At 70.2% G+C, this 12,489-nt stretch carries 12 protein-coding genes; 5 read left to right on the top strand and 7 right to left on the bottom strand.

Annotation, left to right across the window (positions count from 1 at the left end):
• Positions 1-24: 24 nt before the first annotated feature.
• The 4 genes from ACWCP8_RS30700 to ACWCP8_RS30685 are packed head-to-tail and all read right to left on the bottom strand — an operon-like array spanning position 25 to position 4,595.
• The gene (locus ACWCP8_RS30700) at positions 25-1,239 is read right to left on the bottom strand and encodes an acetyl-CoA C-acetyltransferase (protein ID WP_266999679.1); all 1,215 of its coding nucleotides are present in this window, start codon (positions 1,237-1,239) and stop codon (positions 25-27) included.
• Positions 1,240-1,274: 35 nt separating this feature from the next.
• The gene (locus ACWCP8_RS30695; RefSeq protein ID WP_382843213.1) at positions 1,275-2,417 is read right to left on the bottom strand and encodes an acyl-CoA dehydrogenase family protein; all 1,143 of its coding nucleotides are present in this window, start codon (positions 2,415-2,417) and stop codon (positions 1,275-1,277) included.
• 10 nt (positions 2,418-2,427) lie between these two features.
• Positions 2,428-3,453: an LLM class F420-dependent oxidoreductase gene (locus ACWCP8_RS30690; RefSeq protein WP_451119414.1), complete on the bottom strand. Its 1,026-nt coding sequence runs from the start codon at positions 3,451-3,453 to the stop codon at positions 2,428-2,430.
• On the bottom strand, positions 3,453-4,595 hold the full coding sequence (locus ACWCP8_RS30685; protein ID WP_451119412.1) for a CaiB/BaiF CoA transferase family protein: 1,143 nt from the start codon (positions 4,593-4,595) through the stop codon (positions 3,453-3,455). Before ACWCP8_RS30685 ends, ACWCP8_RS30690 begins: the two co-directional genes overlap by 1 nt.
• Positions 4,596-4,799: 204 nt before the next feature.
• Between ACWCP8_RS30685 and ACWCP8_RS30680 the strand changes: the two genes are divergently transcribed.
• Positions 4,800-5,990: a saccharopine dehydrogenase family protein gene (locus tag ACWCP8_RS30680; protein WP_451119410.1), complete on the top strand. Its 1,191-nt coding sequence runs from the start codon at positions 4,800-4,802 to the stop codon at positions 5,988-5,990.
• Positions 5,991-6,047: 57 nt separating this feature from the next.
• Here the strand turns inward: ACWCP8_RS30680 and mmpA are convergent, their stop codons facing one another.
• Together mmpA and ACWCP8_RS30670 are read right to left on the bottom strand one after the other, a co-directional pair.
• A complete protein-coding gene (mmpA, locus tag ACWCP8_RS30675) occupies positions 6,048-6,191 on the bottom strand; it encodes a morphogenic membrane protein MmpA (protein ID WP_326606780.1) in 144 nt (47 codons plus the stop codon).
• Positions 6,192-6,264: 73 nt separating this feature from the next.
• Positions 6,265-6,942, bottom strand: coding sequence for an endonuclease V (locus ACWCP8_RS30670; RefSeq protein WP_352269235.1), 678 nt, complete (start codon positions 6,940-6,942; stop codon positions 6,265-6,267).
• 65 nt (positions 6,943-7,007) lie between these two features.
• On the opposite strand from ACWCP8_RS30670, the gene ACWCP8_RS30665 reads away from it, so the two are divergent.
• Complete coding sequence (locus tag ACWCP8_RS30665; RefSeq protein WP_326606778.1) at positions 7,008-7,304, top strand: YciI family protein; 297 nt, start codon at positions 7,008-7,010, stop codon at positions 7,302-7,304.
• A 209-nt stretch (positions 7,305-7,513) separates the two neighbouring features.
• On the opposite strand, the gene ACWCP8_RS30660 is transcribed toward ACWCP8_RS30665, so the two are convergent.
• Positions 7,514-8,611 carry a WD40/YVTN/BNR-like repeat-containing protein gene (locus ACWCP8_RS30660; protein WP_451119407.1) on the bottom strand — a complete coding sequence of 366 codons (1,098 nt, stop codon included), beginning with the start codon at positions 8,609-8,611 and terminating at the stop codon, positions 7,514-7,516.
• 182 nt (positions 8,612-8,793) lie between these two features.
• Here ACWCP8_RS30660 and ACWCP8_RS30655 point away from each other — a divergent pair, with 182 nt between their 5' ends.
• From ACWCP8_RS30655 to ACWCP8_RS30645, 3 genes are all read left to right on the top strand, one after another.
• On the top strand, positions 8,794-9,210 hold the full coding sequence (locus tag ACWCP8_RS30655; protein ID WP_355767896.1) for a spore wall synthesis regulator SsgD: 417 nt from the start codon (positions 8,794-8,796) through the stop codon (positions 9,208-9,210).
• 364 nt (positions 9,211-9,574) lie between these two features.
• The gene (locus ACWCP8_RS30650; protein ID WP_352269239.1) at positions 9,575-11,206 is read left to right on the top strand and encodes an ABC-F family ATP-binding cassette domain-containing protein; all 1,632 of its coding nucleotides are present in this window, start codon (positions 9,575-9,577) and stop codon (positions 11,204-11,206) included.
• Positions 11,207-11,487: 281 nt separating this feature from the next.
• Positions 11,488-12,462 (top strand): acyl-ACP desaturase, encoded by a 975-nt coding sequence (locus ACWCP8_RS30645; RefSeq protein WP_352269241.1) that lies wholly within the window; start codon positions 11,488-11,490, stop codon positions 12,460-12,462.
• The last annotated feature ends 27 nt before the right edge of the window (positions 12,463-12,489 follow it).

Raw genomic sequence — 12,489 nt, 5'->3', positions numbered from 1 at the left:
TAGGCAAGGGGTGGCCGGGGACGGTCAGAGACGCTCGATGACGGTGGCGATGCCCATGCCGCCGCCGACGCAGAGGGTGGCGAGGCCGTACCGCTTGTCCTGGCGCTCCAGTTCGTCGATGAGCGTGCCGAGGATCATCGCGCCGGTGGCGCCGAGCGGGTGTCCGAGCGCGATGGCGCCGCCGTTGACGTTGATCTTGTCGAGGGAGAGCCCCATGTCCCGGGCGAAGCGGAGGACGACACCGGCGAACGCCTCGTTGATCTCGACAAGGTCGATGTCGTCGATGGTGAGTCCGGCCTTGGCGAGGGCCTTGCGGGTGGCGGGGGCGGGGCCGGTCAGCATGATGGTCGGCTCGGAGCCGGAGACCGCGGCGGAGACGATCCGGGCGCGCGGCGTGAGGCCGTACCGCTCGCCGGTCTCCTTGTTGCCGATGGCGACGAGTGCGGCACCGTCCACGATGCCGGAGGAGTTGCCCGCGTGGTGGACGTGGTCGATCTTCTCGACCCAGTGGTACTTCTGCAGTGCCACGGCGTCGAAGCCGCCCAGCTCGCCGATGGTGGCGAACGAGGGCTTGAGGGCGGCCAGCGAGTCGGCGGTGGTGCCGGGGCGCATGTGCTCGTCGTGGTCGAGGACGACGAGGCCGTTGCGGTCCTTGACCGGGACGACGGAGCGCGCGAAGCGACCGTCCTTCCATGCCTCGGCGGCCCGCTCCTGGGAGAGTGCGGCGAACTCGTCGACGTCGCGGCGCGAGAAGCCCTCGATGGTGGCGATGAGGTCGGCGCCGACGCCCTGCGGGGCGAAGCCGGTCTCGTAGTTGGTCATCGGGTCCATCGCCCAGGCACCGCCGTCGGAGCCCATCGGCACCCGGGACATCGACTCGACACCGCCTGCGAGGATCAGGTCCTCCCAGCCCGAACGGACCTTCGCTGCGGCCAGGTTGACGGCTTCCAGACCGGAGGCACAGAACCGGTTCTCCTGGACGCCCGCCACCGAGTCCGGGAGTCCGGCGGCGATGGCGGCGATCCGGGCGATGTCGGAGCCCTGGTCGCCGAGCGGGCTGACCACACCGAGGACGATGTCGTCGATGGCGGCCGGGTCGAGGCCGGGGAAGCGGTTGCGGATTTCGTGGATGAGGCCGACGACGAGGTCGATCGGCTTGGTGCCGTGCAGGGCGCCATTGGCCTTGCCGCGGCCGCGCGGGGTGCGGATCGCGTCGTAGACAAATGCTTCGGTACTCAAGACAGCAGCCTTTCGGGGGTGGTCGATCGTCGGGGTCAGGCGAGCAGCGAGCGGCCGATGATCTCCTTCATGATCTCGGTCGTTCCGCCGTAGATGGTCTGGATGCGGCCGTCGGTGAACGCCTTGGCGACCCGGTATTCCGTCATGTAGCCGTAGCCGCCGTGGAGCTGGAGGCAGCGGTCGGCGACGCGCTTCTGCAGTTCGGTGGCCCACCACTTGGCCATCGAGGCGTGTACGGCGTCGAGTTCGCCGTTCGAGTGGTCGACGATGCACCGGTCGACGAAGGTCCGGGTGACGGCGCACTCGGTGGCCATCTCGGCGATCTCGAAGCGGATGTGCTGGAGCTTGGAGAGCGGCCGGCCGAAGGCTTCGCGCTCCTTGACGTACTGGGTGGTGATCTCCAGGAGGTACTCGGCGGCGGCGATACCGGCGACCGCTATGCCCATCCGCTCCTGTGCCAGGTTGGTCATCAGGTGGATGAACGCGCCGTCGCGCTCACCGAGCAGGTTCTCCTTGGGGACGCGGACGTCGTTGAAGAACAGCTCGGCCGTGTCCTGGGACTTCTGGCCGATCTTGTCGAGGTTACGGCCCCGCTCGAAGCCCTCCGTGCCACGTTCGACGACGATCAGCGAGAGTCCCTTCGCGCCGCCCTCCGGGGTGGTCTTCGCCACGACGACCACCAGGTCGGCGAGGATGCCGTTGGAGATGAACGTCTTGGAGCCGTTGAGCAGCCAGTGGTCGCCCTTGTCCTCGGCGGTGGTGCGGATGCCCTGGAGGTCGGAGCCCGCGCCGGGTTCGGTCATCGCGATGGCGGTGATGATCTCGCCGCTGCAGAAGCCCGGCAGCCAGCGCCGCTTCTGTTCCTCGGTGGCGAGCCCGGTGAGATAGGGGCCGATGATGTCGTTGTGCAGGCCGAGCGCGAGTCCGGGGGCGCCGGCCCGGGTGAACTCCTCGGCGAGGACGGCGCTGTAGCGGAAGTCGGTGGTGCCGCCGCCCCCGTACTCCTCGGGTACGGCGAAGCCGAGCAGCCCCTGCCGGCCGGCCGCGAGCCAGGCCTCGCGCGAGACGATGCCGTCCTTCTCCCACTGCTCGTAGTGCGGGAGGACTTCCTTGGTCAGGAAGGTCCGGACGGTCTCACGGAACGCGTCGTGCTCCTCGGTGAAGATCTGCCGCTGCACTGCGGGCCCCCTAGAGCCAGTTCTTGACGGTGGAGATCAGCCGGGCCGGATCGGGACCGACCGGGATGACGTTGAGCATGGTGACGCCGGACTCGCGGAACGCCTCGACGCGGTCGCGTACGTACCCCTCGGGCCCGCACAGCGACATGAGTTCGCAGAATTCGTCCGGGACGGCGGCCTCGGCCTCCTTCTTCTTCCCGGACAGGTAGAGCTCCTGGATGAGCGCGGCTTCCTTCTCGTATCCGTACGCGCCGGCGAGGTCGTTGTAGAAGTTCTTGCCCTTGGCACCCATTCCGCCGACGTACAGCGCGATCTGCGGGCGGGCGAGGTCCCTGAGCGCGGCCGCGTCGTCGCCGATGGCAAGGAGTCCGCCGGCGACGGTCTGCAGCGGGCCGCGCGCGGGGTCGCGCTCGGCAGCGCCCTCGGCGAGGGCCGTGCCCCACACCTGCTGGGCCTTCTCGGGGAGGTAAAGGGTGGGCAGCCAGCCGTCGGCGATCTCGGCGGTCAGCCGGACGTTGGCGGGGCCGAGCGAGGCGATGTAGAGCGGGATCTCCTCGCGCACCGGACGGGTGAGCATCTTCAGGGGCTTGCCGAGCCGGCCGCCCTTCTCCCTGGGCAGCGGCATGTCGGTGATGCCGTGATGGTCGATGACCTCGCGGCGCCAGATCCGGCGGCACAGTTCGACGGTCTCGCGGGTCCGGCCGAGGGGCTTGTCGTACGCCTTGCCGTGCCAGCCCTCGACGACCTGCGGCCCGGACGCGCCGAGCCCGAGCAGCGCCCGGCCGCCGGAGATCGCGTCGAGTCCGGCGCCGGTCTGGGCGATCAGAGCGGGGGTGCGGGAGTAGACGTTGAGGATCGCCGCACCGATCTTCATGCGCTCGGTGCGGGCGGCCAGATAGCCCATGAGGGTGGGCGAGTCGAAGCCGTAGGCCTCCGCGACCCAGACGGCGTCGAGTCCGGCGGACTCCAGGGCTGCGACCTGGTCGCAGGCCTCGCGCGGGTCGCCCGCGTAGCTCAGCGGCAGGGAGAGTTCCATCAGTCGGTGGTGTCCTTCCGGGGCCGGTGCATGCTCGGTACGTCCCAGTCGCGGGCGACGTCCTCGGTGTCCGCGCCGGGCTGCGCGGGTCCGCTGCGTACGGAGACGGGTGTGGCGGAGAAGCGGGGTGCGGGGGCGGGCTGGGTGAGGCCGCCGTGTTCGACGAAGGTGGAGCGGGCGGCGAGGTGCGGGTGGTGCGGGGCCTCGCGGAGCGAGAGGACGGGGGCCACACAGGCGTCCGTGGTTTCGAAGACCTCGGTCCACTCCGCACGCGTCCGGGTCCTGAACCGGTCGGCGACGACCGTGCGCAGCTCCTCCCAACGGGTGACGTCCTTGCGGTCCGGGGCCCGGTCCTCGATGCCGAGGAGCTTGATGAACTCGTCGTAGAACTGCTGCTCCAGCGGGCCGACCGCCATGTACTCGCCGTCGGCGGTCTCGTACGAACCGTAGAACGGACAGCCGCCGTCCAGGAGGTTGGAGCCGCGCCGGTCCTGCCAGCCGCCGGCCGCCAGCATCCCGTGGATCATCGTGGCGAGATGGGCGGCGCCGTCGACGATCGCCGCGTCCACGACCTGGCCCGTGCCGCCGGGGGTGCGTGCGTGCTGGAGGGCGGCCAGGACGCCGACGACGAGATAGAGCGAGCCGCCCGCGTAGTCGCCGACCAGATTGGCGGGGGCGGTGGGCGGCTCGCCGGGCTTGCCGATCATGGAGAGTGTGCCGGTGAGGGCGATGTACGCGATGTCGTGTCCGGCCCGCTCGGCGAGTGGCCCGTCCTGGCCCCAGCCGGTCATCCGCCCGTAGACGAGCCCGGGATTGCGGGCGAGACAGGCGTCGGGGCCGACGCCGAGGCGTTCGGCGACGCCCGGCCGATAGCCCTCGATCAGGATGTCGGCACGTTCGACCAGGTCCAGAACGCGGTCCGGGCCGTCCTCGGCCTTGAGGTCGACGAGCACGGAACGCTTGTTGCGGTTGGTGAGGTCGTACGCGGGATCGATGCCGAGCCCCCGGCCGGCGGGCCGGTCGACCCTGACGACATCGGCGCCGAGGTCGGCCAGGAGCATCGCGGCGAACGGGCCGGGGCCGATGCCCGCCAGCTCCACCACGCGTACGCCCGCCAGTGGGCCGTGCTCTGTCGTTGCCATCAAGCCCCCAGCGGTGTGACACAACTGATGTAACAGCGATGATGCTAAGAACGTGCTGCGCTCCGCACAACCCCTTGAGCCGAGCAAGCGCTTAGCTCTTTCCCCTGGATCCTCCCTCACGATCGCCGCCCGGCTGTACACCGCCACGACCCCCTCCGCTAACCTCTGCCTGCTACATCGGCGCCGGCCCCTGCGGAGGCACTCGTGAACAGGCAGAACGGGGCACAACGCCCCTATGACATAGTCCTTTTCGGTGCCACCGGCTTCGTGGGTGCCCTCACCGCCGAATATCTCGCCGCCCACGCACCCGACAGCTGCCGCTGGGCGCTGGCCGGCCGCAGCCCGGCCAAGCTGGCTCAGCTGCGCGACCGCCTGACCGCGATCGATCCGCGCTGTGCCGACCTTCCGCTGCTGCTCGCCGACGCCGACGACCCCGACGCGCTGCGCGAACTCGCCGAATCGGCGCATGTGGTGGCCTCGACCGTGGGTCCGTACGTCTGGTACGGCGAGAAGCTGGTCGCCGCCTGCGCGGAGGCCGGGACGGATTACACGGACCTGACCGGCGAAGCGGAGTTCGTCGACCGGATGTATCTGGAGCATGACGCGCGGGCCCGCGAGACCGGGGCCCGCCTCGTGCACGCCTGCGGCTTCGACTCCGTGCCGCACGACCTCGGGGTGTACTTCACCGTCCAGCAGCTGCCGCAGGACGTGCCGCTGACGATCGACGGTTTCGTCCGCAGCAATGCCGTCTTCTCCGGCGGTACGTTCGCATCCGCGCTCACCGCGATGGGCCGCGGCCCGCAGATGCTGCGCACCGCCCAGGAGCGCCGGCTGCACGAACCACGCCTGGTCGGCCGCCGCGCCCGCGCATCGCTCGGCACCCCGCACTTCAGTGCGGAGACCGGCACCTGGGCGCTGCCCCTGCCGACACTGGACCCACAGGTCGTCGAACGCTCGGCGCGGCGGCTGGCGCGGTACGGCCCCGACTTCCGCTACCGCCACTTCGCCTCGGTGAAGCGCCTGCCGGTGGCGCTCGGCGGCACGGCCGCGATCGGCGCCCTCCTCGGCGTGGCTCAGCTGCCGGCCGCACGGAACTGGCTGATGGACCGGTACGAGCCGGGGGCGGGCCCGGACGCGGAGCGCCGCAGGCGGAGCTGGTTCACGGTGCGTTTCGTCGGGGAGGGCGGCGGCCGCCGGGTCTTCACGGAGGTGTCCGGCGGTGACCCCGGCTACGACGAGACGGCGAAGATGCTCGCACAGGCGGCGCTCTGCCTCGCCCTGGACGAGCTTCCGCCGACATCGGGGCAGGTCACCACGGCCGTCGCGATGGGTGACGCGCTGCTGGAGCGGCTGCGCGGGGCCGGGCTGCGCTTCCGGGTCGCGGCGGTCCGCTGAGCGGATCGGCCACTCGGCCCGTCGCGGGAGGACCCGGCAGGCCGGCGGAGCTGTCGGTCAGAGCATCCAGGACGCGAGCGTGCAGATCATCGAGACGGTCCACACGACGCCCGCGAGGACGCCGAGGGTCATTCCCACGGCGAGGCGCCGCTGGGCGACATGGACAGTTCCGGTACGTGCGGACGTTCGATGATCGTTCATGCGTACAAGGGTGCCGGTCATGATCGGCAGGCGGTATCCGTACACATACTCAGGTGCGGGGGGCTGCCCGTACTCAGGCGGTCGCCTCCCTGAGCACCTGCCTGCACAGCGCGTCGGCCCTGCGGGTGGTCTCCGGCTGGCGGAAATCCCTGGCCAGCAGGAGCGTGTGCGCGCAGGCGTTGTCCAGGTCGGTCCGGTGTCCGACCGAGACGTACACCGGTTTGGTGCCATCCTGGGTGCGCAGCGCCCGGCCCACCTCCTCGTCCCCGTCGAGGAGCGGCGAGGAGTCTCCGCGCCGGGGGCCCGGCTGTTCGTACGTGAAGGTGAACGGATTCTTGGCGACACCGATGACGGGGAGTCCGGTGAGAACGCCCAGGTGGCTGGCGAGCCCGAGGCGGCGCGGGTGCGCCCTGCCGTAGCCGTCGCAGACGACGAGACCGGGGTCGACCGGCAGGGCCTCCAGCGCGGCCAGCACGGTCGGGATCTCCCGGAAGGCGAGCAGTCCCGGGACGTACGGAAAGGTGACCCGTCCGACAGCGGTGGTCTCCGCGACGACCTCCAGAGTCGCCGCGTCGAGCACGACCGCCGCCGCGACCACGACATCGCGCTCGTCGTCGTAGGCGACGTCGACACCGGTAGCCCGTCCCGTGCCGGGTTGCGGGCCCGGCTCGTCGAGCACCACGCGGGCACGGAGGGCGTCCTGGATGGCGCGGGCTTCGGCTGCGTCGGCGGGAGTGCGGAAGGTCGTCATGGTGCCGACCAGCTTAGAAGTCCCGTCCGGGCGGGCTCCGATGCGGCCTCGATAAGGTGCCATTCATGTTCGTACTCGAGTTGACCTACACCGCCCCCGTCGAGCGTGTCGACGCGCTGATGGAGGCGCATGTCGCCTGGCTGGACACGCAGTACGCGGCCGGGGTCTTCATCGCGTCCGGCCGCAAGAACCCGCGCGACGGCGGTGTGATCCTCGCCGTGGGGGACGACCGCGCGCAGATCGAGAAGATCGCGGCGGCCGATCCCTTCGCGGCCGAGGGCGTGTGCGCGTACCGGATCACAGAGTTCATCGCGACGAAGACGTCGGACGAACTCGCCCCGTACCGCCAGCAGTTGCCCTGACGGCGGGCCCTAGGGCCTCTCGTTTGGATCATGCTGGGCTCACGGGGTCTGGCACGCACATCTGCCGCGTTGTCGTCAGTCTTCCCCAAGCTCTCGGCTTCGCTCGAGCAGGGGAGCCCCCATTCGCTCCGCGTGGGCTCCTTCCTCCGCCTTGCAGCTGCACGCACCAGACCCCGCTCCCTGATCCAGCCTGATCCAAACGAAAGACCCTAGGCCGACCGGGCGATCCGCCCCTTCTCGCCCGCCGCCCAGCAGCCGCCGTCCGGTGTGCAGTCCACGGTGTCGTACGAACCCGTGTCGACCGTGCGCCAGGTGCGCCCGCCGTCCGTCGTCAGGTCCGTCCCGGTCGGGCCGACGGCCAGTGCCGTCGAGCGGGTGTGCGGAACCCAGGCGACACCGGAGCGGTAGGCGGGCGGCGCGGTGGTGGACTGCTGCCAGCTGCGGCCTCCGTTGCCCGTGACGGCCGCGGCGTTCGGCGAGGCCTGGTCGGCCCGGTAGTCACCGCCGACCGCGATGCCGTGCGTACGGTCACGGAAGGCCAGGCCGAAGACGCCTCGGGCCGGATCTCCGGCCGGGATCGTCGATTCGGTCGCCGTCCAGGTCAGCCCGCGGTCGGCGGAGTGCAGCACCCGGGCGGAGGCGGCGCCGCCCGTCGCCAGCCAGACGTCCTTCGACCCCGAGCTGACCAGGCACTCGCCGCTCGCGGCGAACCCCGCCTCGCCTGGCTGGGCGTCGGGCATACCCGCTGTGGGCAGCACCTTCCAGCTGCGGCCGCCGTCCGCGGTGGACAGGATGCGGAATTTTCCGTCCACCGGATCACTCATGGCGAGGCCGTGCCTGCTGTCGAAGAAGGTGAGGCAGTCGTAGAAGGCACGGGCGTCGGTGTTGCGGAAGGACTCGGTCCAGGTGGTCCCGCCGTCGTCCGTACGGAACACCCTGGAGGCGTCGCCCTCCCCGATGGCCAGTACCACCGCGCGCCGCGCGTCGAAGGCCTCGATGTCGCGGAACTCCAGGGCCGCCTCCGCCGCGCCGGGCGGCGCCACGTCGCGCCAGTGGCGGCCTCCGTCGGTGGTGCGCAGGACCGTGCCCTTCGAGCCCGCGGCCCAGGCGGTGCGGCTACTGACGGCGGCGAGGCCGCGGAAGCGGGCGTCTGTTCCCGTCTCCGTGAGCGTCCAGCCGGGCCCGTGGCCAGGCCCGTGCCGCTCCCCCGGTACTGCCTGCGCGGCCGGCGTGGCCAGTGCGGCGGTCAGCGCCGCCCCGCACAGTCCCCATGACATCAGTCGTCTCGTCTTCCCCTTGAGCCTCATGGCGCAGGAAGCTAACCGACCGTCAGTGCGCCGTCCAGGGTGCGCCCTCTCGAAGCGGACGTCCGATCGCGGCGGCGTCGTACGGTGACGCAGCTCACGCCGTCCCCCGGGCACGGTTCGGAGACTTCTGTCGTCTCTGTCGGTGCCGGCTACCGTTCATCCGGCCCGAGGGGGAGCAGGTCGTGTCCATCGTTATCGAGCAGTCCGTGCAGGCCCGCATGGTCGCGTCCGCGCCACGCATGGAGACCCTTCCCGCCACGCTGCAGTACGACCGCAGAGACCCGTTCGCCGTACGCATGGCGTTCCCTGCCCCGGCGACGCTGGAAGGCGCCGAGGTGGCCTGGGAGTTCTCCCGCGAACTGCTGGCGGCGGGCATGGACGCGCCGGCCGGGGTCGGGGACGTACGGATCAGGCCGTTCGGTTACGACCGTACGGTTCTGGAATTCCATGCCGCCGAGGGCATCGCGATGGTGCATGTCCGCACGGGGGAGCTGCGTCGCTTCCTCCGGCGGGCGCAGGCGCTGGTCCCGCCGGGCGATGAGCACCGGTACCTGGATCTCGACCGCAGTCTGGCAGACCTGCTCGGCGGAGCCTGCTGACCCGGACTCCCCCGGCGGCTCCAGCGGTCCGGGTTCCGCCGCACCCGTCGGCGCGGCCGGGATCGACGTAAATCGTTTGCTGCGCCGCGAAGCCCGGTCGTACCGTTCGTGACGTCCTTGTTGTCGTCGGATCGGAGAAGGACGTTGCTCGTCTGAGGCCGTGAGACACCGCGTTGCGCGCCGTGTCCGGACAGTTCATGCCCGTCCATGTCTGTCATGTCTGCGCGCCCGAGTGTGACCTCAGCTCTTCGAGCCGTCCTCCGCAACCGGGGTTCCTCCTTGGCCGTGTGCCATGCCCGTGGAACGCCCTTGACCGGTGTCTCACCCGTTGCCTCCTGTCCTTCCTCGCAACCGGGAGATCCGTATGTCTGCCCCCATGACTCACATCGTCTGTTCGTCGCTCTCCTTCGCCTGGCCTGACGGCAGTGAGGTCTTCGACGACTTCCAGCTGGCCGTGGGACCCGGAAGGACCGGTTTGATCGGTCTCAACGGCTGTGGAAAATCAACACTGTTGCGGCTGATCGCCGGTGAACTTGCCCCCACCGACGGCCGTATCCGGACACTGGGCGAGATCGGCTACCTGCCGCAGAATCTGGTCCTCGACACGGCACTGCGGGTCGATGCCGCCCTCGGCATCGCGGACACCCGGACCGCGCTGCACGCCATCGAGGCGGGTGACGTCCGCGAGGAGTGGTTCGCGGCCGTGGGTGACGACTGGGACGTGGAGGAGCGCGCCCGTGCCACCCTCGATCAGCTCGGCCTCGGTCACATCGGACTCGACCGCACCATCGGCGAGCTGTCGGGCGGCGAGTGCGTGCTGCTGCGCCTCGCCGCACTCCTGCTGGCCCGTCCCGGGGTGCTGCTGCTGGACGAGCCGACGAACAATCTGGATCTGTACGCCCGCCGGCGGCTGTACGAAGCGATCGGTGCCTGGACGGGTGTGCTGGTCGTCGTCAGTCACGACCGTGACCTCCTGGAGCGTGTCGACCAGATCGCGGATCTGCGGGACGGTCAGATCACGTGGTACGGCGGGAACCTCACGGCGTACGAGGAGGCACTCGCCGTCGAGCAGGAGGCGGCCGAGCGCATGGTGCGGGTCGCCGAGGCCGACGTACAACGCCAGAAGCGCGAACTGGCCGATGCCCAGGTCAAATTGGCCCGGCGAAAGCGCTACGGGCAGAAGATGTGGGACACCAAGCGCGAGCCGAAGGCGGTCATGGGCAACCGTAAGCGGGCCGCCCAGGTATCGGCCGGCAAGCACCGCGTCCTGCACGCCGGGAAGCTGGCCGAGGCGAAGGAACGCCTCGGCGAGGCTGTCGAGGCCGTGCGCGACGACGACGAGATCCGGGTCGAACTGCCTCACACAAAGGTCCATCCGGGCCAGGGGGTGCTCGTACTGCGCGACCTGGAACTCGCTCACGGGGCGCGGGTGCGCGGCGAGTTCGAGGTGCGCGGCCCCGAGCGGATCGCCCTGGTGGGCCGCAACGGCGCGGGCAAGACGACTCTGCTGCGCACGCTGGCCGGCGAGTTGACACCGGCAGCCGGTGAGACAACGGCCCATCTGCCGCTGCGTTTTCTTCCGCAGCGCCTGGATGTGCTCGACGACGGCCTGAGCGTCGTGGAGAACGTGGCGCGGTTCGCACCGGATGCGACGGAGAACCGGATCAGGGCGAAGCTGGCGCATTTTCTGTTCAAGGGGCCGCGGGCGGACCGGCCTGCGGGAACGCTGTCGGGCGGGGAACGTTTCCGTGCGGCGCTGGCTGCGCTGCTGCTCGCCGAGCCGGCACCGCAGCTGCTGTTGCTGGACGAACCGACGAACAACCTGGACATGGCGAGCGTGCGCCGGCTGACGGCGGCTCTGGAGTCGTACGAGGGGGCGCTGATCGTGGCGAGCCACGATGTGCCGTTCCTGGAGTCGCTCGGGATCACGCGCTGGCTGCTGCTCGACGGCGAACTGCGTGACACGACGGCCGAGGTGGTACGCGCGGAAATGTGAGGGGGTGGGCGGATCGGCGGACGGATGAGGACCGGGCGGCGGGCGGCGGGAGCGCTCGCCGCCGGGGCGCGGTCCCGGCCGCCGTACCCCCGCATCAGTGAGTTCGCGACACTCGGGAACTGCGTGATGTACCTCTCCGCACACCCAGCGTGACCTGCGTACATAACGGTACGTAAGCGAACTTCGGGTAAGTGGGCTTGGCGGGGGCCTTACTCCCGCCTTAACCTACGGTCTCGTAACCTACGAGGCCGTAAGTAATTCTCCCGTCCCCAGGAGCCCCCGTGACGATCACCTCTCCCCACCTCGGCAGTTCGCAGGCGTGGACAGACGCCCAGCTGCTGTACGCCCTGGAAGAGGTGGTGGAGAAGGAGCTCAACCGCCATCTCAAGGTCGCCAAGGACTGGATGCCCCACGAGTACGTGCCGTTCTCGGACGGCAGGAACTTCCCCGGCATCTTCGAGGACGGCGAGGCCTGGCAGGCGGACCAGTCCAAGGTCACCGACATCGGCAAGATCGCACTGGTCGTGAACCTGCTGACCGAGGACAACCTCCCCAGCTACCACCACGAGATCGCCTCCCTCTTCGGCCGTGACGGCGCCTGGGGCACCTGGGTGCACCGCTGGACCGCCGAGGAGGGCCGGCACGGCATCGTGATGCGCGACTACCTGCTCACCTCGCGCGCGGTCGACCCGGACAAGCTGGAGCAGTTCCGGATGGCGCACATGGCGGAGGGCTTCGAGTCCGACAACCGCCACTCGATGCTGCACTCGGTGGCGTACGTCGCCTTCCAGGAGCTCGCGACCCGCGTCTCGCACCGCAACACCGGTCACCAGTCGGGCGACCCCGTCTGCGACCGCATGCTGTCGCGCATCGCCACCGACGAGAACCTGCACATGGTCTTCTACCGCAACCTGCTCGGTGCGGCCTTCGAACTCGCCCCGGACCTGACGATGCAGGCCGTGCGCGACGTCGTGGTCAACTTCCGGATGCCCGGCCACGGCATGCCCGGCTTCGAGCGGGCCGCCGCGCAGATGGCGATCGGCGAGATCTACAACATGCGGATCCACCACGACGACGTGCTCCAGCCCGTGCTGCGCTACCTGAAGGTCCTGGACATCGACGGGCTCGGCCCGGACGGGCTGAAGGCGCAGGAGGAGCTGGGGCTGTACATGGGCGGCCTGGACAGCGAGGCGGCCAAGTTCGACGAGAAGCTGGCCGCGCGCAAGGCGCGGATGGCCGCCCGCGCGGGCGCCTGACCCACGGATCCCACCGCTCACCGACGG

This window comes from Streptomyces sp. NPDC002206 (genome assembly GCF_053593595.1).
This window is presented reverse-complemented; position numbering and strand designations above follow the sequence as displayed.